The sequence below is a fragment of the Rhodoferax sp. genome (genome assembly GCF_037143375.1).
GTDB lineage: Bacteria > Pseudomonadota > Gammaproteobacteria > Burkholderiales > Burkholderiaceae_C > Rhodoferax.
The window spans coordinates 1-21,119 of record NZ_JBAWYV010000009.1 but is presented as its reverse complement, the minus strand read 5'-3'; the positions used below and the strand labels follow the sequence as shown (position 1 = coordinate 21,119).

Below are 21,119 nucleotides of genomic sequence, written 5' to 3'. Positions count from 1 at the left end.
TTAAGCATAGCGTGAGCTTCGGAAGTTGGGATCAATAAGTCTTACTTAAGAATCCGTCGCAACACTTGCGGCTTTGTTGATTCAATTTTGCACACAAGGGGCCACGATGCTTTCAGTTTTACGTTCCACCGGTCTCAAACTTTGCAGTGGCATCGGACTCGTTCTATGCATTGCGGTGGCCTCGGCCGCCGCCGCGCCTGCCCCCACGCTCGCTACCCCAAAAGCAGAGAGCGCCTTGAACGCTGGTAAAAAATGGGAAACCGACACGGCGATCAGGCAAGGCATGGAGAACATTCGTCAAGCCATGGTGGAGAGTCAGACACGTATAACCGCAGAGCAACTCAGCGCCCAGGACTACCAGCAGTTGGCCAGCAAACTGGATAAAAACATGGCTGACATCGAGAAAAACAAAACGATCACCAAGGAGGCTAAAACAGCTTTCCATCTGGTGATCATGATCGATTTGAAACAAAGCGTGGCCATGATGCGCACGGGCGCGACCGTCAAGTTGCAGCGCGTCGGGGCCTTGGGCGCCTTGCAGTCATTGCGTTTGTATGGCGAATACTTTCAACACCCAGGTTGGGTGTAAAAAAAAGATTTATCGCCCGATTAGCTGAATACTCCAGAAGGCCAAAAAGCCGCCGAACAAGACCAATGTCGAGATCGGCTTTTCTTCGACTTCATGGGCTTCCATGAGCAATTCTTCGGTCACCAGGTAAAGCAAGGCGGCCGCACTGAAGGCCAGTGTTCCGCCAATCACGGCGTGTGAGGCGCCCGACAGCAGCAAATTACCCAGCATCGAAAAAACCAGCACGGTCACGCCCAGTGCGCCGGAGATGCCGATGATGCGCCAGCCCTTGGTTGCGGCCGAGGTCATGGCCAAGCCCAGAAACAACAACTCAACCGACAAGCCCAGCGCCAGGATAGTGCCGGTTTCGCCGCCCGCCGCAAAGCCGGCGCCGATGATGAATCCGTCGGTGGCCACGTCAATAAAGGTGGCGAGCAGCAAGCCGGTGCTCAACCCCGTGGCGGTGCCCGCCAGCTTGGCCGTGTGTTCCATTTTCAGGGTCCACAGTTTCAAGCCGTACATGAACAAACTGCCGAGTGCAAAAGAGCCCGCCAGCACCAATCCAGGCGCATGTTCGCGCTCAATCTCAGGCAGCAGCTCAACCGCCAGCGCTGCCAGCACGACGCCGGCGGCGAAGTGCTGAATCATGCTGCGCGTCGGGTGGCTGGGCGTCCAGACCGCCGCGAGAATGCCGCCGCTCAAAGCCACCAGAGCGGGAATTGCCATGATGAGAAATATGTGTGAGTTCATGGTGAATGACCGTTCAGGTGGGTAGGTTGATTTGCGCGGACTATGCGTGTACCAGCTTAAGCAAAACTTAAAGAAAAGGGCCTGCGCTAAAGCAAAAGATGGCTGTCCTGATTGAATTTAAGGGGCGTTTAATAAATGACTCGCACAATGAAACCCAGCGTGTCGCCGGTCAGATCGGGAGGCTGTTATCTACCTTCAAAAGGAGCTTGTTGCCATGAAAAAATCAATCCATCTCTTTGGAATTCTCAGCCTGTGTGCCTTGGGTGCGCAGGCGGCTGACGTGCCCGCCCCAACCTGTGACGAGATTCGGGTGCAGATCCAGGCGCAGACCGGTTTGTTGCCCCAGGCAAACATCGATTTGCTCAGAACCATCGGCCTCAACCAGCAATGCCAATTTTCAGCGGCGGAAGTTTACCGGGGTGCCTATGGTGACAAACCGCTGCCGGTTCAGGCACCGCGCGCGCCACACCGCAGCCACGATCACGACGACGATTGAGCCGTCAGCAGGTAGTCCGCCAATTGCTGGCCCGCGTCGGCGAGCGCGCCTTGATTGACGATTGTTAGATCGACCCGCAAGTCTGCGTACAAGGTGTTGCGTACCCGTCGCCGTTCCACTTCGTGCGGCAAGTCGCGGCCGCGTTTTTCAAGCCGGTGCGCCAGTTGGTCGGGCTCGGCCATGATCTGCACCACGCGGATTTTTTCCGACACTTCCAGGCCACTGGCATGCTCGCGCGACCCATTCACCACGACCACCCGCCCGGCAGACACCTCGGCTGCATAGTGCGCGTCAATGCCGTAGTGAAAGCCATGCGCCTGCCAGTGCCAGACCAATTCGGCCGAGTCCATCAGGGTCGAAAAATTATCGGGTGTGACGGGGTCATGGTCCGAGCCTGGGTGTGCAGGGCGCGTGACCATTCGCCGGGCAAAAATAATGTTTGGGTTCGCGGCCAGTTGCTCGGCAGCCCAGTTCATCACGCTGTCTTTGCCAGCGCCGGAAGGGCCGCAGACAAACACCCACAGGCCGCTCATGCGCCCAGCCTGACATCGGCAATTCGCCGGAAAGCTTCACCCGGCGCGGGCTCCACAAACAGGCACAGGCGGTCCAACATCAGCGGCGCCTTCTGGTTCAACTGCGCCACCGGTTCGACCACCGCTTGCAGCACACGCTGGGCGGATTCATGCGCCACCGGCCCGCTCAACGTGAAGTGCAATTGATAGCGCTCCAGCACATGGGGGTAGCCGTACTGCAACAGCAGCGCCTGTTCACGCGCATCCAACGGCACGGATTGGCGCCGGGCCAGATCAGCCGGCGTCAAGGGCGCGCGCAGGTCATCCAGATCGGTCACGCAGGTTCCCGCCAGCGTGCAGAGTTCAGTGGGCGGCGTGAGTGGCGTCAGCGCCACAAAGTTGCCCAGTGTCACCGCCTGCAGCGGCCCCAGTGCTACCGGCTTAAGGGTGCTGGCAAGCTCTTCCAGGCGGGCACGAAGGTCATCCAAGGTGTGTTTTCCGCTCAAGTGAAAAGGGGCTTTGACCGTGGCGTGAAAACCATAACGGCGGGGCGAGGTGGTGATCAACCGAAGCTCGACCGGGGTGAACTGCGCCAGCAGCGGTTGCGGCAAATCCTTCCCCGTCGACTCGTCGCGCCCCAACCAATGCGCGCCAAAATTCCACCAGGGCGAGCCAAGCGCAGGGCCATAGTAAACCGCGTAACGCGCACTCATGCCTCAATCCCGGTATTGACCACCAACTGCACCCGGTCGCCACAAAAAACGGTTTCGCCGTACTTGATGGGCGTGCCGTCCATGTCCACATCGAGGCTCTCCACGCACAACAGCGGGCGCGAAGTGGGCTGCTTGAGCAGGCGGGCGGTCTCGTCGTTGGGCATCTGGGTGGTGATGCGGCTTTGCTCGCGCACATAGTCCTGCACGCCAAAATGTTTGAGGATGTCGGTGGTGCGGGTGCCTTGCGAGAGCATCTCCAGCAAGCCGGCAAAGCGCAGCGCCGGGTAGTAGGCGGTGGCCAGGCCAATGGGGGCGTCATTGGCTTCGTCCAGCGTTTCGACCATCAGCACGTTGGCGCCGGGGGGCAGTTTGAGTTCGCGCGCAGCGCGCTCCGGCGCTGGCATCTCAAGCGCGGTGAGCAGTTGCTTGCTGGGCAGAAAACCCTGGCGCAGCAGGTTTTCGCTGAAGCGGGTGCGCCGTGAGAGCGCGTAGTCCAGCAACTCATGCTGCACAAACATGCCCCGACCAGGTTCAATGCGAATCAGGCCTTCGGTTTGCAGCGCGGCAACGGCTTGGCGCAAGGTGTGCCGGTTCACCGCAAAACGGGCCGACAACTCCACCTCGCCCGGCAGGCGACCGGTGGCGGCGTAGGTGCGGTCGCGAATCTCGGTGGTCAGGGTGTCGGCAATCTGTCGCCACACCGAGACCCCGCTGCGGCGGCCGGGGGCATGGGAGATGAGTTGTCCAAAAGGCATAAATCTTTCTGGTTGATGGGCCAATTTTTAAGCCAAATAGGCCTCTAGCCCCCGTGTTGCTTGCGTAAGCAGCTATTAAAACAATAGTTAAAACTGCCAGCGACCGGGCCAGGTCTACCGCGGATGTCATAAATATTTCATGTTGCCGTAGTGAACTAGCGGCTTGTGTTCACTTTAGCAACTGATTTAGACATCTGTATGACAAGCGATAAATCAAGCGATCTTCACGCCGCGCGAAAAACATGGCTGGCTGTGCTGGCCCGCGCCAGTCTGGCGCAACTCAAAGACTATTTGCCGCATGTGCAGCCACTGCTGGTGCGGCACCCGGTGCGCCCACCCGAGGTTGGCATGTTGATGCTGCGCGGGCGCATTGGCGGCACGGGCAACCCGTTTAACCTGGGCGAGGCCAGCGTGGTGCGTTGCGCCGTGCGGGTGGGCGACGGCCCGCTGGGCGTGGCCTATGCGCTGGGCCGCGACAAGCGCCGGGCCGAGCTGGCCGCTACGTTCGACGCCTTGCTGCAAGACCCGCAGCACCACGACACCTTGCAGCGCACTTTGATTGCGCCGCTGGCGCTGGCGCAGGCGCAAGCCCGGGCGCTTAAGCAACAGGCGGTGGCCGGCTCCAAGGTGGAATTTTTTACTTTTGTACGAGGCGAGGCATGAGCAACATGAACACAAGCCCTTTGCTGGCGGCCGGTCTGCTTGACCCGGTGCATGACAGCCAGCAGGCGTTTCGCGCGGTGCTGGACGCGCTGGCCCGACCCGGCCAGGTCCGCTCGATTGGCCCCGCGTTGGCGCAAGTGCCCCTCGGTGGCGCGATGGCGCGCTTGCTGTTGAGCCTGTGCGACGACGAAACCCCGGTGCGCTGGCAGCACGGAGATAACGAAGTGCCGCAGTGGCTGCGTTTTCATACCGGAGCCCCTGTGGCCGAACCGACAGCAGCGGCTGGTTTTGCCGTGGTGACCAACTTGGCGCAACCGGTGGTGCTGGCCGACTTTGCACAGGGCAGTGCGGCTTCGCCCGAGTTTTCGAGTACGGTGCTGATCGAGGTGCCGCACCTGGAAAGTGGCCCGCTGATGGCCTGGACCGGACCGGGAATTCAGGAGACGCAACTGGTCGGCCTGCAAGGGTTGCCGTTTGATTTCTGGTCGCAATGGCAGGCCAACCACGCGAGCTTTCCGCAAGGCGTGGACATCATTTTTACCTGTGGCGAACACGCCCTGGGTTTGCCACGCAGCACGCGTGTGCGCCATCTGGAAGAGGTCTGACATGTACGTTGCAGTCAAAGGTGGCGCTGCCGCCATCGAGAGTTCCTGGCAACTGCTGGAGGCCCAGCGTCGGGGTGACACCACGCTGCCCGCCCTGTCGGTGGCGCAAATTCAGTCCCAACTTTCGCTGGCGGTAGACCGGGTGATGAGCGAAGGCTCGTTGTACGACCCGGAGCTGGCCGCGCTGGCCATCAAGCAAGCCAGCGGGGACTTGGTCGAAGCCATATTCTTGTTGCGCGCCTACCGCACCACCTTGCCACGCCTGGGCTACGCGCTGCCACTCGACACCGCCCGCATTGCACTTGTACGGCGCATCTCGGCCACCTTCAAGGAAGTGCCCGGCGGCCAGTTGCTGGGGCCGACCTATGACTACACCCAGCGACTGCTCGACTTTGCCTTGCTGGCCGAAGGCGACAGCCCCGCCCCTGAAGCCCCGCCAACCCCCGCGGCTTTCGAGTCGCCGCCCGCCACCGTGCCCCGCATCAACGACCTGCTGGCGCGCGAAGGGCTGCTGGAAACCCCGCAACCGTTTGACGCCGCCGCGCCCGGCGACCTGACGCGCGACCCGCTCATGTTCCCGGCGGACCGCGCCTTGCGCTTGCAGGCACTGGCCCGGGGGGACGAAGGCTGGTTGCTGGCGATGGGCTATTCCTCGCAGCGCGGCTACGCCAATTCGCACCCGTTTGCGGGCGAAATCCGGCGAGGTTTTGTGAGTGTGGAACTGGTGCCCGACGAGTTGGGTTTTGCGATTGACATCGGCGATCTGGAAGTCACCGAATGCCAGATGATCAACCAGTTCAGCGGCAGCCGCGAGGTGCCACCGCAGTTCACGCAGGGCTACGGGCTGGCGTTTGGCGGGGCCGAGCGCAAGACCATGGCGATGGCGCTGGTGGACCGCTCGCTGCGCGCTGATGAGTTGGGCGAGCCGCGCACCGCGCCCGGGCAGGACGAGGAATTTGTGTTGTCGCACGCCGACAACGTGGAGGCGTCGGGCTTCGTGCAGCACTTGAAGCTGCCGCACTACGTCGATTTTCAGGCCGAGCTGGAACTGGTGCGCAAGCTGCGCGCCCGCCACGCCCAAGCTGCACAGGAGGCTGCATGATGGACACACATTACAACTTTGCTTTTCTGGATGAACGCACCAAGAAGCGCATCCGGCGTGCGCTGCTCAAGGCGGTGGCCGTGCCTGGTTACCAGGTGCCATTTGGCTCACGCGAGATGCCTTTTGCCTACGGCTGGGGCACCGGCGGTGTGCAGATCACGGCCAGCATCATCGGCCTGAGCGATGTGCTCAAGGTGATCGATCAGGGCGCCGACGACACCACCAACGCCGTCAACATCCGGCGCTTTTTTGCCCGCACCACCGGCGTGCCTACCACCGAGAAAACACGTGACGCCACGCTGATCCAGACGCGCCACCGCATCCCGGAAACGCCGTTAACCGAAGCACAAATTCTGGTGTATCAGGTTCCTATGCCTGAGCCGTTGTCACGGTTGGAGCCGAGTCGGCGCGAGACCATCAAGATGCACGCACTCAGTGAATACGGGCTGATGCATGTGCGGCTCTACGAAGACATTGCGCAGCTCGGCGCCATCTCGCGCAGCTACGACTACCCGGTGATGGTGAACGAGCGTTACCTGATGTCGCCCTCTCCTATCCCGAAGTTTGACAACCCCAAGATGCACATGAACCCGGCCCTGCAACTGTTTGGCGCTGGCCGTGAAAAGCGGCTTTACGCGATCCCGCCCTACACCCCGGTGCGCAGTCTGGACTTTGAAGACCACCCGTTTGAAGTGCAGCGCTGGGACCATGCCTGCGCGCTGTGCGGTGCTACTGAGAGTTACCTCGACGAGATGATCGTGGACGACGCCGGTAGCCGCCTGTTTGTCTGCTCCGACAGCGACTACTGCGAGGAGCGCCGCGAGGCCGGACACGTCGGCACGCAATTGGCGGTGACCTTGAACGACGCACTGGCCGCGCCGGTAGAACAGCTTGAACCGTATGCGGCGTTAGAGCCCCTGACTGAGGAGCAGGCATGAAGCCCAACGTGTTGTTGTCGGTGCGCCAGGCGGGCAAGGCCTTTGTGCACCAAGGCCAGCCACGCTGGGCCTGCCGTGATGTGAGTTTTGATTTGTACCCCGGCGAGGTGCTGGCGGTGGTCGGCGAATCCGGCTCCGGCAAGAGCACGCTGCTGCGCTTGCTGGCAGCACGCCATGCCTGCGACGAAGGCTCGGTGCACTACGACGTGCGGCCGCAAACCCCGACACCAACGCCTGATGAGGACGAGCCCAAAAACAGGACCGGTGAACTGCTTGATCTGGCCGAAATGTCGGAGGCGCAACTGCGCTGGCTGGCGCGCACCGACTGGGGTTTTGTCGAGCAACATGCCCGCGACGGCCTGCGCATGAATGTTTCGGGCGGCGCCAATATTGGTGAGCGCCTGATGGCGCTGGGGGCGCGGCATTACGGCAACTTGCGCAGCGAAGCTCTGTCGTGGATGGCGCGCGTGGAGCTGGACACCGGTCGCATTGACGACCTGCCCGGCACCTACTCGGGCGGCATGCAGCAGCGTCTGCAGATTGCCCGTAACTTGGTGACGAACCCGCGCCTGGTGTTCATGGACGAGCCCACCACCGGCCTCGATGTGTCGGTGCAGGCGCGCCTGCTGGACCTGTTGCGCGAGCTGGTGGATGAGTTGCAACTGGCCGCCGTGGTGGTCACGCACGACCTCGCCGTGGCGCGCTTGCTGGCCCAGCGCATGCTGGTGATGAAAGATGGGCAGGTGGTTGAGCAAGGCCTGACCGACCGTGTGCTGGACGACCCGCAACACGCCTACACCCAACTGCTTGTTTCCTCGGTACTGACACCATGACCGCCCTGATTGAAACCATTGACCTGTCCAAAACCTTCACGCTGCACGGACGTGGTGGCTTGAAGTTGCCGGTGTTTGACGGCATCGATTTGAGCGTGCGCCCCGGCGAATGCCTGGCCCTGACCGGACATTCGGGCAGCGGCAAAAGCTCGCTGCTGCGCTGCCTCTACGGCAACTACGGCGCCACCCGTGGCGATGTGCGCATTCGCCATCAAGGCGCGTGGCTCAGCCTGGCCAGCGCTGCGCCGCGCGAGGTGTTTGAGGTGCGCCGACGCACGCTGGGTTATGTCTCGCAGTTCTTGCGCGTCATCCCGCGTGTGTCCACGCTCGACATCGTGGCCGACCCGCTGCGCCGCTTGGGTGTGGCGCCCGAGGACGCCCGGGCGCAAGCCGCTCAATGGTTGACGCGGCTGAACCTGCACGAGCATTTATGGCATTTGCCGCCCGCGACTTTCTCAGGCGGCGAGCAGCAACGCGTCAACATTGCCCACGGCATGATCACCACACCGCCGGTGCTGTTGCTGGACGAACCGACCGCCTCGCTGGATGCCGACAATCGGCGCGTGGTGGTGGAACTGATTCGCGCCGCCCGTGCCCAAGGCAGCGCCGTGGTCGGTATTTTTCACGACGACGAAGTGCGCGAAGCCGTCGCCACCCGCTGCTTCGATGTTGAACAGCACCGCCAACCTATTTGAATTTTCAGGAGTATTTTCATGAAGTCACGCCTTATTAAAAACGCCCGCATCATTGCCTTGAATGAAGAATTCATCGGCTGCCTGCACATGGAAGACGGGCTCATCCGCTCGGTCGATCGCGGTGACACGGCGGTTGCCGGTGCCGAAGACTGGGCCGGCGACTGGCTGATGCCCGGCATGGTCGAGCTGCATACCGACAACCTGGAAAAGCACCTGTCGCCGCGCCCCGGCGTGCTGTGGAACGCTCACTCCGCCATGACGGTGCATGACGCGCAATGCGCGGCGGCCGGCATCACCACGGTGCTGGATTCGGTGGTGATTGGTGATCTGGACGAAGGCGGCGCCCGCAGCCAGACCCAGCACACCTCGATAGCCGCGCTGCACCAGTGCCGCGACGAAGGCCTGATGCGCGTGGATCATTTTCTGCACTTGCGCTGCGAGGTGTCGGCGCCCGATATTCTGGAGGTGTTTCACCAGTACGCGGATGACTCGCTGCTGCGCCTGGTGAGCGTGATGGACCACACGCCCGGCCAGCGCCAGTGGCGCGACCTGGCCAGCTACCGCCGCTACACCGAGCGCAATGGGCGCTACAACGAAGCCGAGTTCGACGCCATGATCGCGCAGCGCAAAGCCGACCAGCAAGCCTATGCGCTGCCGCACCGCCAAGTCATTGTCAAAGCCAGCCGTGAGCGCCATATTCCGCTGGCCAGCCATGACGACACGTTGTTGAGCGACGTGCAACTCGCCGTTCTCGAAGGCGTGAGCATGGCGGAATTCCCGACCACCGTGGCCGCCGCGCAGGCGGCCCGCGAGGTCGGCATGGCCATCATCATGGGCGGGCCCAATATGGTCAAAGGTGGCTCGCATTCCAACAACGTCTCGGCCGCCGAGTTGGCACAACTGGACCTGCTGGACATCTTCTCGTCCGACTATGTGCCGAGCAGCCTGTTGATGGCGACCTTCATGCTGGGGGCGTTGGACAACTGGACCTTGCCCAAAGCAGCGCGCACGGTGACGATCAACCCGGCGCGCGCCATTGGCCTGAATGACCGTGGCGAAATCGCGCCCGGCGTGCGCGCCGACCTGCTGCGCGTGCGCATGAACCGCGCCGGCATGCCGACCGTGATGGAAACCTGGCTCGCGGGCCAACGGGCGTACTGACCATGACGCACACCACTATTGCCGCCCACAACCTGCCCGGCGCCGTCAGCTTGTCGCGGGCCCCCACCTTGGCTGCCAGCGCTATCGTGAAAGACTGTCGCTTCGGCCGCTACACCCAAGTGGGGGAGCAGACACGCATGGAAAACTGCCTGCTTGACGACTATTCCTATGTTCAGCCCTATGGCGACCTGATGTCGGCCGACATCGGCAAATTCGCCAACATCGCTTCCATGGTGCGCATCAACCCCGGTTTTCACCCGATGGAATACCCGACGCTGCACCACTTCACCTACCGCCCCACGATGTACGGCATGGCCGATACCGATGAGGCTGATTTTTTCGCGTGGCGGCGCCGTCAGCGTGTGGTCATCGGGCACGACACCTGGATCGGCCACGGCGCGGTCATCATGCCGGGCGTGCGCATTGGCAACGGTGCCGTGGTCGGCAGCAATTCAGTGGTGACCAAGGACGTGCCGCCTTACGCCATCGTTGGCGGTGTGGCGGCCAAGGTGATTCGCCAGCGCTTTCCGAAGGCAATTGCCGACGCGCTGGACGCCACCGCGTGGTGGGATTGGGACCACGACACCCTGACAGAACGCCTGCCCGATTTTCGGGATATTCGGGGTTTTCTGGCCAAATACGCCTCGCCGGTCTGACGCGGTTATGTCAGTTGGTTTGCTATATATCTAATAGCTGCTAGCGCAGGTAGGACGGGGGCTAGAAGCCTAAATGGTGCTTATTGATTAAGCAGCTCGGTCAGCTCTGCAGCAAAGCGATCAGGTTGCAACAGATGCGGGCAGTGGTCTGCGCCGTCATAGAAGCTCAAGCGCGCAGCGGGTATCTGACTGGCCACAAAGTGGGCGGTGTCGGCGGTGTAGAAATTACTCGCCGTACCGTAGGCCAGCAAGGTAGGCACGTCGATTTTGGGCAGCACATCGCGGTAGTCGGCGGCCACCAGCGACTGCCAGATGGCGATGGCCGGTGCCGGGTCGATGCGGTTCAAGGCCTCGCGTGCGGCGCGCCAGCCTGAGCTGTTGCGCAGGTAGGTTTCGCGCGCCTTGGAGTTGAGTCCCAGCGCGATCAAGCGCAGCACCGCTTCCGGAAAATCAGTGCCTAGGTCGTCCAGCAGGCGCTGTGCGTGGGCGCTGTCGAAATTGCCGTAAATGCCGTTCTGCCAAGTGGCGTCGGTCAGTAGTTTGGGCGACTGGTCGATGAAGGCGAGGTGCGAAAAACGGTCGGTGCCGACATCGCGCAGGCACTGCCAAAGCGTCAACGCGCCCATCGAGTGACCGACCGCTGCAATCCGCTCGATGCCATAAAAATCAAGCAGGTTGATGACGTCGCGCGCCAGGCGTTTGACATCCGGCGCCTGATTGACGGTAAGGGGTTGACCACTGTGACCGCGCGCATCCGGGCGCAGCAGGCGGTAGTTTTCGCCCAGCGGTTCCAGCAGGGGCGACCACGCGGCATGGTTGGACGTCCACCCGTGCAAAAGAAGAATCGGGGTGCCGCTGCCCATCAGGTGTACTTGCAGTAGTTCGCCATCGTCGGCGCGAATCGTGTCGTGTTTCATGCGTCTATTGTCCGCGCATCAGATGTGCAGCTTTACAGGTTCACTGTGGTGATTTGTCAATGCGCTCACTCAAAAAAATGAAAAAAAAAGTTTACTTTTGCAGCGCTATTACATACACTTACCAAATTAATTCCTGCATGTGCTGGGATTATTGAGGGCAAACCTGACGAAAGTTGGGGACGCAAAGCCACCGGCCTAACGCGCGCAAGCGCCATGGTAGCGGGGTTGCCAACGTGAAGACAAGCCCATCGGGTTTGTTGCTGCTGCCAAGCAAAAAACGTTGTTCAAGCGTGGCCCTCGCCCAACCTGGAGCGACGTTGTCATGCTAAACAAATCTATTGAATTCAAGCCAGCCCACCGCGGTGCTTTATTGGCCGTTTGCGCTGCCGCATTGCTGAGCGCATGCGGTGGGGGTGGCGATAGCGAAAACAGTTCAGTGAACAGTCCGCAAGTCGCCACGCCGATGGCCAGCGGTGTCACCACCCTGCACATGGCCGTGGAACCTTTGCCCGACGTGACGGCGGCCTTGGTGGTGCAGCCTTTGTTCCACGTGGCGCCCGCGTTGCTGTCGACACCCGACGATGGCGATGCCGTCACCCACGACACTTCAGCCCATCGCAGACCCCATCAGCATCACCTGTCGGCTGACGTGGAACATTTATCAAGCCGCCGCCTGACGGTCCAATCCATGAAGGCTGCCCGCCACCACCGTGCCGAGCGTGCGCCGGTGGTCTTGTCGGCCGATGCCGCTGCTGCCCCGATGGCAGCCACGGGTGTCATCTCAACCTACACGCCGGCGCAGATTCGTTCGGCTTACGGCCTGCCCCTGCTCCCCGCTGCGGGCACAACAATGACCACGGCGCAAGCGGCGCAGATGGGCGCGGGGCAGACGATCTACATCGTGGATGCGATGCACGACCCCAATATTGCGGCCGAGCTGGCGGCGTTCAATACAAAATTTGGGTTGCCTGCTTGCACCACCAAGGCCATCGCCGTAACGGCCAGTTTGCCGTTGGCAACGGCTTCCAAAACCGCCTGCGAGTTCTCTGTCGTCTACAACACCGCCAGCGCCACCATGACCGCTGCAGCGCCCGCCTATGACGCAGGTTGGGCCACTGAAATCACGCTGGATGTGCAGTGGGCCCATGCCACGGCACCGCTGGCGCGCATCATCCTGATCGAAGCCGCCGATGCCTCGCTCAACAGCCTATTGGGCGCCATCAAGCTGGCCAATGTCATGGGCCCTGGCATCGTGTCAATGAGCTTTGGTGCCAACGAGGGTAACTACACCGCCTCGGTGGACGCCGCTTTTGGCAACGCCAACATGACCTATCTGGCTGCCACGGGTGACTCCGGTGCGGCTGTTTCCTGGCCTGCGGTTTCTCCTAACGTGGTGGCCGTTGGTGGCACGACCCTGACTTACACCGGCACCGGCGCCCGCTCAGAAGTGAGTTGGTCGGGCACTGGGGGTGGCACCAGCCTCTACACGCCAACGCCCAGCTACCAGACCAATGCGGTCCCGGGCATGGGCACGTTGGCACGCCGTACCGTGGCCGACGTAGCTTTCAATGCTGATCCCGCTTCAGGCCAATATGTGGCAGTACTCTCGCCCGGTAGCGCCACCGTGAGCTGGCTCAGCGTGGGCGGCACCAGCCTGTCGACCCCGCAATGGGCCGGCCTGATTGCCGTCGCCAACGCCACCCGCGCCCAAGTGGCCAAGCCCATTTTGGGCGCCCCGCATGCCGTTCTGTATGGCCAGATTGCAACCGTTCCCGGCAACTACGCCAGCGTGTTTGCCGATGTCACCAAAGGCACCGATGGAACCTGTGCCACCTGTACCGCCAAGGTCGGTTATGACCCGCTGTCGGGCTTGGGAACCCCCAATGTCACCAGTTTGCTGAGCGTCTTGTCGGGTACAACTGCGGTGGCAGCAGCCCCTGTTGTCACGGCGGCCAGCATCAGCGGCAAGGTGGGTACGGCGCTGTCGTTTACTGTGGCGGTCACCGCCCCGAATCCCGTCACCTATAGCTTGATCGGGGCGCCAGCCGGCATGGCCATTAGCGCTGCGGGTGTGGTGACGTGGGCAACACCTTTGGTGGGAACCTTCCCAGTCACCGTCATTGCCAAAGACTCCCAAACCGCTTTGAGCGGACAAGGCCTCTACACCGTCACCATCGCCCAGCAACCAGCCCCCGTGGTGACTGCGGCCGCCATCAGCGGCAAGGTCGGCACGGCGTTGTCGTTCACCGTGGCTGTCAGCGCCTCCAATCCGGTCACGTACACCTTGAGTGGCGCGCCGGTCGGGATGGCTGTCAGCACAACAGGTGTGGTCACTTGGGCTGTTCCTGTGGCTGGAACTTACTCGGTGACCGCCATGGCCAAAGACACCAAAACCGGCTTGAGCGGCCAGGGCGTCTACACGATTGCCATTGCGGCGCCATTGCCCCCAGTGGTGTCAGTTGCCACCATCAATGGCAAGCCCGGCGCGGCACTCTCGTTCACCGTAGCCGTGGTGGCCCCTAACCCCGTCACCTACACGCTGACGGGCGCCCCCGCTGGCATGAGCATCAGCAGTGCGGGTGTGGTCAGCTGGGCCAGCCCGGTGCTGGGCACCTTCGCTGTGACCGTGGTGGCCAAGGACACCAAGACTGCTTTGAGCGGTCAGGGTGTCATGACCGTAAAGATTGCCACAGCTGGCCCTGTGATCACCGCCTTGGCTATGAAAGGCGTACTCGGAAAACCGCTGACGGGCACGATCAGCATCACCGACTCGGGTGCTATTAGCTGGATATCGGTGTCCATCTCCGGTGTTCCGCTGGGCATGTCGTTCTCGATGAGTGGCTTGACCCTGACCGCCGTTTGGCCAAGCCCAGTGGTGGGCAGTTACAGCCTGAAGGTCTCGGCGGTTGATTCGCTGGGGCTGTCATCCACGGTGACCATTCCGGTGACTGTGACGGCAAAGTAATGAATACGCTTCAAAATTAATAGCTACTTGCGCAGGTAACACGGGGGCTAGAAGGCTATTTTGCTTATAACAAAAGCGAGGTAGCAGCACGACCGGTCTCATGAAATGGAAAAGGGTTCGATGCCACCATCGAACCCTTTTTAACAAGTCTGTTGCCGCAGTGGCAAGCTGCATCTGCAAAGATTTGCCGCTAAAACGGCAAATCTTTGCCCATCAAATGTCGATATTTCCAGCACGCAAGGCGTTGGTTTCAATAAATTCACGGCGGGGCTCAACTTCATCGCCCATGAGCATGGTGAACACGCGGTCGGCTTCGATGGCGTCGTCGATCTGTACCCGGAGCAGGCGGCGCACGGTGGGGTCCATGGTGGTTTCCCAGAGCTGGATCGGGTTCATCTCGCCCAAGCCTTTGTAGCGCTGGCGTGAGGTGGTGCGCTCGGCTTCGGTGATTAGCCAAGCCATGGCTTGACGGAAATCGGAAACTTTTTCTTCTTTTTGGCGTTCGCCTTCACCACGCATGACCTTGGCGCCTTCGCCCAGCAGGTCTTTGAAGGTTTTGGCGGCTTCGGCTAGGGCGGCGTAGTCGGAGCCATGCGCAAAGTCTTGCGTCAGTACGCTGCTTTTCACGTTGCCATGGTGGCGGCGGCTGATACGCAAAATCGGTTTGTCAGTGCGCACGTCAAACTCACCGGCCACTTCGGCGTCGGGCAATTTGGCTTGAAGCGCAGCGGCTGAGATTTCAGCATCGGCCACGGTGTCGAGATTCAGCACCACGCCGTCGGCGATGGAGCGCAGGGCTTCGGCATCCATGAAGTTTTTCAAGCGGGCAATCACGGCCTGAGCAGTCTGGTGCTTACGCGCCAGTTCAGCCAGGGTGTCGCCGTTCAGCAAGGTGCCGTTTTCGCCACCGGTGTGCACAGAGGCATTGACCAGCGCGATGCGCAGCAAAAAGCCGTCGAGTGCGGGTGCGTCTTTCAGGTAGAGCTCTTCTTTGCCGGCCTTCACTTTGTAGAGGGGCGGTTGGGCAATGTAGATGTGGCCGCGCTCGACCAACTCTGGCATCTGGCGGTAGAAGAAGGTGAGCAGCAGCGTGCGGATGTGGGCGCCGTCAACGTCGGCATCGGTCATGATGATGATGCGGTGGTAGCGCAGTTTGGCGACGTTGAAGTCGTCGTTGCCGGTGGTGCCGCCCGCCTTGCCGATGCCGGTGCCTAGCGCCGTGATGAGCGTCAAAATTTCGTTGCTGGTCAGCAGCTTCTCGTATCGGGCTTTTTCGACATTCAAAATCTTGCCGCGCAAGGGCAGAATCGCCTGGAATTTACGGTCACGGCCTTGCTTGGCAGAGCCGCCGGCGGAGTCGCCCTCGACGATGTAGATTTCGCACATCGCCGGGTCTTTTTCCTGGCAGTCAGCCAGTTTGCCGGGCAGGCCCATGCCGTCAAGCACACCTTTGCGGCGTGTCATGTCGCGGGCTTTGCGGGCCGCTTCACGGGCGCGCGCCGCTTCGATGATCTTGCCGACGATGATCTTGGCGTCGGCCGGGCGTTCTTGCAGGTAGTCGTGCAACAGGCGGCTGACGATGTCTTCCACCGGGCCCCGCACTTCAGAGCTGACCAGCTTGTCTTTGGTCTGGCTGCTGAACTTGGGTTCGGGCACTTTCACGCTCAGCACGCAGCACAGGCCTTCGCGCATGTCGTCGCCGGTCACTTCGACCTTGGCTTTTTTGGCGATTTCGCTGTCGTCAATGTATTTGTTGATGACGCGTGTCATGGCGGCGCGCAGGCCGGTCAGGTGAGTGCCACCGTCGCGCTGGGGGATGTTGTTGGTGAAGCACAGCACTTGCTCGTTGTAGCCGCTGTTCCACTGCATCGCCACTTCAACGCCGATGTTGGTGTTTTGGTCGCTCTGGCGGTCGCCCATGGCGTGGAAGATGTTGGGGTTCAACACCGTCTTGCCTTTGTTGATGAAGTTGACAAAGCCCTTGACGCCACCGGCGCCCGAGAAGTCGTCTTCTTTGCCGCTGCGCTCGTCTTTCAGGCGAATGCGCACGCCGTTGTTCAGAAAGCTGAGTTCGCGCAGGCGCTTGCTCAGAATTTCGTAATGAAATTCGGTGTTGGTCTGGAAAATTTCCAGGTCGGGCAAAAAGTGCACTTCGGTGCCGCGTTTTTCGGTCGTGCCAATCACCTTCATGGGCGACACTTCAACGCCGTTCACCATCTCGGTGATGCGGTTTTGCACAAAGCCCTTGCTGAACTCCATGACGTGCACTTTGCCATCACGGCGGATGGTCAGGCGCAGCATTTTGGAGAGTGCATTCACGCAACTCACGCCCACGCCGTGCAAACCGCCAGAGACTTTGTAGCTGTTCTGGTTGAATTTGCCACCAGCGTGCAGTTCGGTCAGGGCGATTTCAGCGGCCGAGCGCTTGGGCTCGTGCTTGTCATCCATCTTGACTCCGGTAGGGATGCCGCGCCCGTTGTCCACCACGGACACCGAGTTGTCGGAGTGGATGGTGACCAGAATGTCGTCGCAATGGCCCGCCAGGGATTCGTCGATCGAGTTGTCCACCACCTCAAAAACAAGGTGGTGCAAGCCGGTTCCGTCTGAGGTGTCGCCGATGTACATGCCAGGCCGTTTGCGAACCGCCTCCAGGCCTTCCAGAATCTGGATCGAGCCTTCGCCATAGGCTTCTGACGCGCCTTCTTGGTGAGCGTCGATGGTGGGCTGGAAGTTGGAGCTGTCAGAGGTTCCCTCGCCCGTGTTCACGGCATCCTCGCCGTTTTCTGGGGTCTGAACTGGCTTGTTTTCTTCGGTCATGGCGATCTAATCAGTGGATTTAATAAATTCTCAAGGGCTACAAGAACCGGACTCAAATACGCATCGGCATCACCACATATTTGAAGGTGGCGTTGTCGGGAATGGTGAACAAGGCCGAGCTGTTGCCGTCCGACAGTTCCAGCGTGACCATGTCCTGGCTCATGTTGGTCAGCGCATCAATCAGATAGGTGACATTGAAGCCAATTTCGATGCTGTCGCCACCGTAATCAATGTCGAGCTCATCGACGGCCTCTTCCTGCTCTGCGTTGTTGGACGCCACGCGCAGGGTGCCGGGGTCCAGGTTCAGGCGCACGCCCTTGAACTTGTCGCTGGTCAGGATGGCAGTGCGTTGCAAGGTGGCGAGCAAGGCGGCTCGACCCAGCGTGATGCTGTTTTTGTGATTTTTGGGAATCACGCGGTTGTAGTCAGGGAACTTGCCCTCGACCAGTTTGGTCACGAATTCCATCCCGCCAAAAGTGAACTTGGCCTGGTTATTGGCAAACTGCATGTCGATGGCGCCGTCCGCGTCGCTTAAAAGTCGTTGCAACTCGATCACAGTTTTACGCGGCAGAATAACTTCTTGCTTGGGAACTTCGACGTCCAGCGTGGCCGAGGCAAAGGCCAGACGGTGGCCATCGGTGGCAACCAAGCTTAGTTGATTGCCTTCTGCCACAAACAAAATGCCGTTGAGGTAGTAGCGAATGTCGTGCACCGCCATGGCAAACGACACTTGGCTCAGCAAGTCTTTCAGGGTCTTTTGCGGCACGCTGAACACCGGGCCAAAGTTGGCAGCTTCCTGAACCAACGGAAAGTCTTCTGCGACCATCGTTTGCAAAGTGAACTTGCTCTTGCCACCCTTGAGGATGAGTTTGCTGGCGCTTGATTCCAGCGAAACGGTCTGGTCTGCGGGCATGGTACGCAGAATATCGATCAATTTGCGGGCGCCCACAGTCGTGGTGAAGTCGCCTTCGTCGCCTTCCATGACGGCCGTGGTGCGAATCTGTATTTCCAGGTCACTGGTGGTGAGTTGGAGCGAAGTGCCGGTCTTTCGAATCAGCACATTGGCCAGGATGGGCAGGGTGTGCCGGCGTTCAACAATACCTGCGACCGATTGCAGTACTGATAAAACTTTGTCTTGGGTGGCCTTCAGGACGATCATGTCAACCTCTTTTTAGTGTCTTAAATTCAAACCAATATCGAGCAGAAAAAGCGATATGCAAATCCTGCCATTTTCCACTTTTATTGTTACTGTCAGCCTTTGAGCGTTTGCTCCAGCACATGGAGTTGCTGGTTCAGTTCGGTCATTTGCTGGCGCTCGCCGCCAATCTTCCGCACGGCGTGCAAGACGGTGGTGTGGTCGCGCCCACCAAATAGTTCGCCGATTTCCGGAAGACTTTTTTGCGTCAACTCTTTCGCCAGGTACATGGCGATCTGGCGTGGTCGGGCAATGCTGGCGGGGCGCTTCTTGGAATACATGTCAGCGATTTTTATCTTGTAGTAATCAGCCACCGTTTTCTGGATGTTTTCCACCGAGATTTGACGGTTTTGAATTGACAGCAAGTCACGCAGGGCTTCCCGGGCCAATAAAATCGAAATTTCTTTCTGGTTAAAGCGGGAGTAAGCCAGAATTTTTCGCAACGCGCCTTCGAGTTCGCGCACGTTGGAGCGCACGTTTTTAGCCACGAAAAACGCAACTTCTTCCGGCATATCAATGCCTTCCACCCGGGCTTTGTTGATCAGAATGGCGACCCGCATCTCCAGTTCAGGCGGTTCAATGGCGACCGTCAGTCCGGAGTCAAAACGTGAAACCAAGCGCTCATGGATGTCCGTGAGGCCTTTGGGATAGGTGTCGCTTGTCATCACGATGTGAGACTTTTTGGCCAGCAAGGCTTCGAACGCATTGAAAAACTCTTCTTGCGTGCGTTCTTTGTTGGCGAAAAACTGGACGTCATCGATCAGCAGCAGATCCAGTGAGTGATAGCGCTCTTTAAATTCATCAAACGTCTTGCGCTGGTAAGCTTTAACCACATCCGAGACAAACTGCTCAGCATGGATGTAGAGAACTTTGGCCGACGGCATGTCTGCTAGCAGCCGGTTGCCCACCGCGTGCATCAAATGGGTCTTGCCCAGACCGACGCCGCCATAGATGAAAAGTGGGTTGTACAAGTGCCCCGGCATACCTGCCACATGCATGGCGGCGGCGCGTGCCATGCGGTTGGCGGTACCTTCGATCAGGGTGTCAAAGGTCAGTGCAGAGTTAAGGCGATTTTTATGGTCGTTTTGTGCACGGTCTTCACCTGGTTCGCTCGTCTCTTCCATCGCAATGGGTTCAACGGCTCGCTGAAGAGAATGAGTTCTGGCGGGGGCTTCACGAGGAGCAAGTGCTAACTCAATTTGCACCGACTGGCCAGAATACTTTTCAAGAAGGCTGGAAATACGATTGCTATATTGGGCCCTGATCCAGTCCAGTTTGAACCGGTTGGCAACAAAAATAGTGACTTTGGAAAGGTCATCAGTGACCTGAGCCGAGAGCGGTTTGATCCAGGTATTGAATTGTTGTTCAGGTAGTTCCTGAGCCAATTGATCGATACAGGTTTGCCACAAGCTTTGCCCAGCGCCCTGGCCTGAAAATCCAGCCTGGCTGGCGTGTTGTCCCTCTGTCATTATTGGTATTAGTTTCTGTGGATAAATTGAAATTACTGCGACCCGGATTGTAATTTATCAAGAATTTATCCACAATCTTGAAATGCCTCAAGCAGCACACAGGGTTTGGCCTGTGTGCAAGTGCTACAAGTTCGACTCCGGCTTAGTATTTGTAAACGCCCTGTCCAGATTTACGACCCAAACGGCCAGCCGCCACCATTTCTTTCAGGAGTGGGCAAGGGCGATATTTGCTGTCGCCGTATTCGCTTAAGTAAACATCCATCACCGCCAAGCACACGTCCAGACCAATCATGTCGGCCAGCGCCAAGGGGCCAATCGGTTGATTGCAGCCTAATTTCATACCGGCATCAATGTCTTCTGCTGTGGCCAAGCCTTCTGCCAAAACGAAGAGTGCTTCATTGATCATGGGTATCAAAATGCGGTTGACAACGAAACCCGGTGCATTTTTGACCGTGATGGGCGTTTTGCCCAGCACCTTGGCCATGGCATGCACTGCATCGTGCGTTGCATCGCTGGTTTGAAGGCCGCGAATGATTTCAACCAGTGCCATCATCGGCACAGGATTGAAAAAGTGCATGCCGATGAAACGGTCGGCGCGCGAGGTGACGGCCGCCAACTTGGTGATGGAAATTGACGAGGTGTTTGACGCCACAATCACTTCTGGCGCAACCAAGGCATCGATTTGCTTGAGAATTTTGACTTTTAAGTCGTAATTTTCAGTTGCCGCTTCGATGACCAGTTGGGCGGCTTTCAGTTCGTCATAGTTGGTACTGCCCTTGACGCGGGCCATGGCGGATTCTTTGTCGGCGGCAGTGATCTTTTCTTTCTTGACAAGGCGGTCCAGACTGCCGGAGACGGCGGCAATGCCTTTCGCCACGGCGGCGTCCGAAATGTCGACCATGACCACGTTGATGCCAGAAACGGCGCATGCCTGCGCAATGCCGTTGCCCATGGTGCCTGCGCCAATAATGCCGACGGTCGTAATACTCATGCTAAAAACTCCAGTGGAACAAACGGGCAATCTTAACGGCCGTCACCAGCGGACAAAAATCAGGGAGTCAACAATGACTTTTGAAAAGCGTAAAAATTGTTTAAAAAAACAGCAGAATATGCAAAGTAAAGCGAATTCATGCGTTGTGAACTGACAACATGAATTGCGTCAAATTGACTTGGGTCAAGAATTTAGTTGGACGGGAAAGCATCTATAGATCGGCTTAGGGTTTACCCGTGCATACTCAACAACCTACAGGATTAAAGGTCAAAGCCATGAAAAAAACGACATCCCCCGCCCAGCCCTCAGAGCAGCAAC

The 21,119-nt window shown here is 59.4% G+C and carries 20 protein-coding genes and 1 riboswitch; of the genes, 11 read left to right on the top strand and 9 right to left on the bottom strand.

Annotated features, from left to right (window positions below; all coding sequences use genetic code 11):
* The first annotated feature begins 106 nt into the window (after positions 1 to 106).
* Positions 107 to 589 (top strand): hypothetical protein, encoded by a 483-nt coding sequence (locus tag WCG50_RS02825; RefSeq protein ID WP_336898050.1) that lies wholly within the window; start codon positions 107 to 109, stop codon positions 587 to 589.
* A 9-nt stretch (positions 590 to 598) separates the two neighbouring features.
* Here WCG50_RS02825 and WCG50_RS02820 read toward each other — a convergent pair whose 3' ends face one another.
* On the bottom strand, positions 599 to 1,294 hold the full coding sequence (locus WCG50_RS02820) for a zinc permease (protein WP_336898049.1): 696 nt from the start codon (positions 1,292 to 1,294) through the stop codon (positions 599 to 601).
* Between the two features lie 238 nt (positions 1,295 to 1,532).
* Between WCG50_RS02820 and WCG50_RS02815 the strand changes: the two genes are divergently transcribed.
* A complete protein-coding gene (locus WCG50_RS02815; RefSeq protein ID WP_336898048.1) occupies positions 1,533 to 1,814 on the top strand; it encodes a hypothetical protein in 282 nt (93 codons plus the stop codon).
* Here the strand turns inward: WCG50_RS02815 and WCG50_RS02810 are convergent.
* From WCG50_RS02810 to phnF, 3 genes are read right to left on the bottom strand one after another with little or no spacing between them, the layout of a single operon-like run.
* The gene (locus WCG50_RS02810) at positions 1,799 to 2,347 is read right to left on the bottom strand and encodes a phosphonate metabolism protein/1,5-bisphosphokinase (PRPP-forming) PhnN (RefSeq protein ID WP_336898047.1); all 549 of its coding nucleotides are present in this window, start codon (positions 2,345 to 2,347) and stop codon (positions 1,799 to 1,801) included. The genes WCG50_RS02815 and WCG50_RS02810 overlap by 16 nt on opposite strands.
* Complete coding sequence (locus tag WCG50_RS02805) at positions 2,344 to 3,039, bottom strand: DUF1045 domain-containing protein (RefSeq protein WP_336898046.1); 696 nt, start codon at positions 3,037 to 3,039, stop codon at positions 2,344 to 2,346. The genes WCG50_RS02810 and WCG50_RS02805 overlap by 4 nt, the downstream gene beginning before the upstream one ends.
* Positions 3,036 to 3,794: a phosphonate metabolism transcriptional regulator PhnF gene (gene phnF / locus WCG50_RS02800; protein WP_336898045.1), complete on the bottom strand. Its 759-nt coding sequence runs from the start codon at positions 3,792 to 3,794 to the stop codon at positions 3,036 to 3,038. The genes WCG50_RS02805 and phnF overlap by 4 nt, the downstream gene beginning before the upstream one ends.
* 198 nt (positions 3,795 to 3,992) lie before the next feature.
* Between phnF and phnG the strand changes: the two genes are divergently transcribed.
* The 8 genes from phnG to WCG50_RS02760 are packed head-to-tail and all read left to right on the top strand — an operon-like array spanning position 3,993 to position 10,447.
* Positions 3,993 to 4,457 (top strand): phosphonate C-P lyase system protein PhnG, encoded by a 465-nt coding sequence (gene phnG / locus WCG50_RS02795; protein ID WP_336898044.1) that lies wholly within the window; start codon positions 3,993 to 3,995, stop codon positions 4,455 to 4,457.
* Positions 4,458 to 4,462: 5 nt separating this feature from the next.
* Positions 4,463 to 5,062, top strand: coding sequence for a phosphonate C-P lyase system protein PhnH (gene phnH / locus WCG50_RS02790; protein WP_336898043.1), 600 nt, complete (start codon positions 4,463 to 4,465; stop codon positions 5,060 to 5,062).
* A gap of 1 nt (position 5,063) precedes the next feature.
* Entirely contained in the window at positions 5,064 to 6,164 is a 1,101-nt protein-coding gene (locus tag WCG50_RS02785; protein WP_336898042.1) for a carbon-phosphorus lyase complex subunit PhnI, read from the top strand.
* Complete coding sequence (locus WCG50_RS02780) at positions 6,161 to 7,102, top strand: alpha-D-ribose 1-methylphosphonate 5-phosphate C-P-lyase PhnJ (protein ID WP_336898041.1); 942 nt, start codon at positions 6,161 to 6,163, stop codon at positions 7,100 to 7,102. The genes WCG50_RS02785 and WCG50_RS02780 overlap by 4 nt, the downstream gene beginning before the upstream one ends.
* Entirely contained in the window at positions 7,099 to 7,935 is an 837-nt protein-coding gene (phnK, locus tag WCG50_RS02775; protein ID WP_336898040.1) for a phosphonate C-P lyase system protein PhnK, read from the top strand. Before WCG50_RS02780 ends, phnK begins: the two co-directional genes overlap by 4 nt.
* Positions 7,932 to 8,630: a phosphonate C-P lyase system protein PhnL gene (gene phnL / locus WCG50_RS02770; protein WP_336898039.1), complete on the top strand. Its 699-nt coding sequence runs from the start codon at positions 7,932 to 7,934 to the stop codon at positions 8,628 to 8,630. The genes phnK and phnL overlap by 4 nt, the downstream gene beginning before the upstream one ends.
* Before the next feature lie 18 nt (positions 8,631 to 8,648).
* Positions 8,649 to 9,791, top strand: coding sequence for an alpha-D-ribose 1-methylphosphonate 5-triphosphate diphosphatase (locus tag WCG50_RS02765; protein WP_336898038.1), 1,143 nt, complete (start codon positions 8,649 to 8,651; stop codon positions 9,789 to 9,791).
* 2 nt (positions 9,792 to 9,793) lie between these two features.
* Positions 9,794 to 10,447, top strand: a complete 654-nt coding sequence (locus tag WCG50_RS02760) for a DapH/DapD/GlmU-related protein (protein WP_336898037.1) — start codon at positions 9,794 to 9,796, stop codon at positions 10,445 to 10,447.
* 80 nt (positions 10,448 to 10,527) lie between these two features.
* Here WCG50_RS02760 and WCG50_RS02755 read toward each other — a convergent pair whose 3' ends face one another.
* The gene (locus WCG50_RS02755; RefSeq protein WP_336898036.1) at positions 10,528 to 11,364 is read right to left on the bottom strand and encodes an alpha/beta hydrolase; all 837 of its coding nucleotides are present in this window, start codon (positions 11,362 to 11,364) and stop codon (positions 10,528 to 10,530) included.
* A 146-nt stretch (positions 11,365 to 11,510) separates the two neighbouring features.
* A riboswitch (cyclic di-GMP riboswitch) is annotated at positions 11,511 to 11,597 on the top strand.
* 89 nt (positions 11,598 to 11,686) lie between these two features.
* Here WCG50_RS02755 and WCG50_RS02750 point away from each other — a divergent pair.
* Positions 11,687 to 14,329, top strand: coding sequence for a S53 family peptidase (locus tag WCG50_RS02750; protein WP_336898035.1), 2,643 nt, complete (start codon positions 11,687 to 11,689; stop codon positions 14,327 to 14,329).
* 213 nt (positions 14,330 to 14,542) lie between these two features.
* Here the strand turns inward: WCG50_RS02750 and gyrB are convergent, their stop codons facing one another.
* The 4 genes from gyrB to WCG50_RS02730 all read right to left on the bottom strand — a co-directional run bounded on the left by gyrB (position 14,543) and on the right by WCG50_RS02730 (position 20,801).
* The gene (gyrB, locus tag WCG50_RS02745) at positions 14,543 to 17,146 is read right to left on the bottom strand and encodes a DNA topoisomerase (ATP-hydrolyzing) subunit B (RefSeq protein ID WP_336898034.1); all 2,604 of its coding nucleotides are present in this window, start codon (positions 17,144 to 17,146) and stop codon (positions 14,543 to 14,545) included.
* Positions 17,147 to 17,198: 52 nt separating this feature from the next.
* Complete coding sequence (gene dnaN / locus WCG50_RS02740; RefSeq protein WP_336898033.1) at positions 17,199 to 18,305, bottom strand: DNA polymerase III subunit beta; 1,107 nt, start codon at positions 18,303 to 18,305, stop codon at positions 17,199 to 17,201.
* Positions 18,306 to 18,397: 92 nt separating this feature from the next.
* Complete coding sequence (dnaA, locus tag WCG50_RS02735) at positions 18,398 to 19,810, bottom strand: chromosomal replication initiator protein DnaA (protein ID WP_336898032.1); 1,413 nt, start codon at positions 19,808 to 19,810, stop codon at positions 18,398 to 18,400.
* A 142-nt stretch (positions 19,811 to 19,952) separates the two neighbouring features.
* Positions 19,953 to 20,801, bottom strand: coding sequence for a 3-hydroxybutyryl-CoA dehydrogenase (locus tag WCG50_RS02730; protein WP_336898031.1), 849 nt, complete (start codon positions 20,799 to 20,801; stop codon positions 19,953 to 19,955).
* Between the last annotated feature and the right edge of the window lie 318 nt (positions 20,802 to 21,119).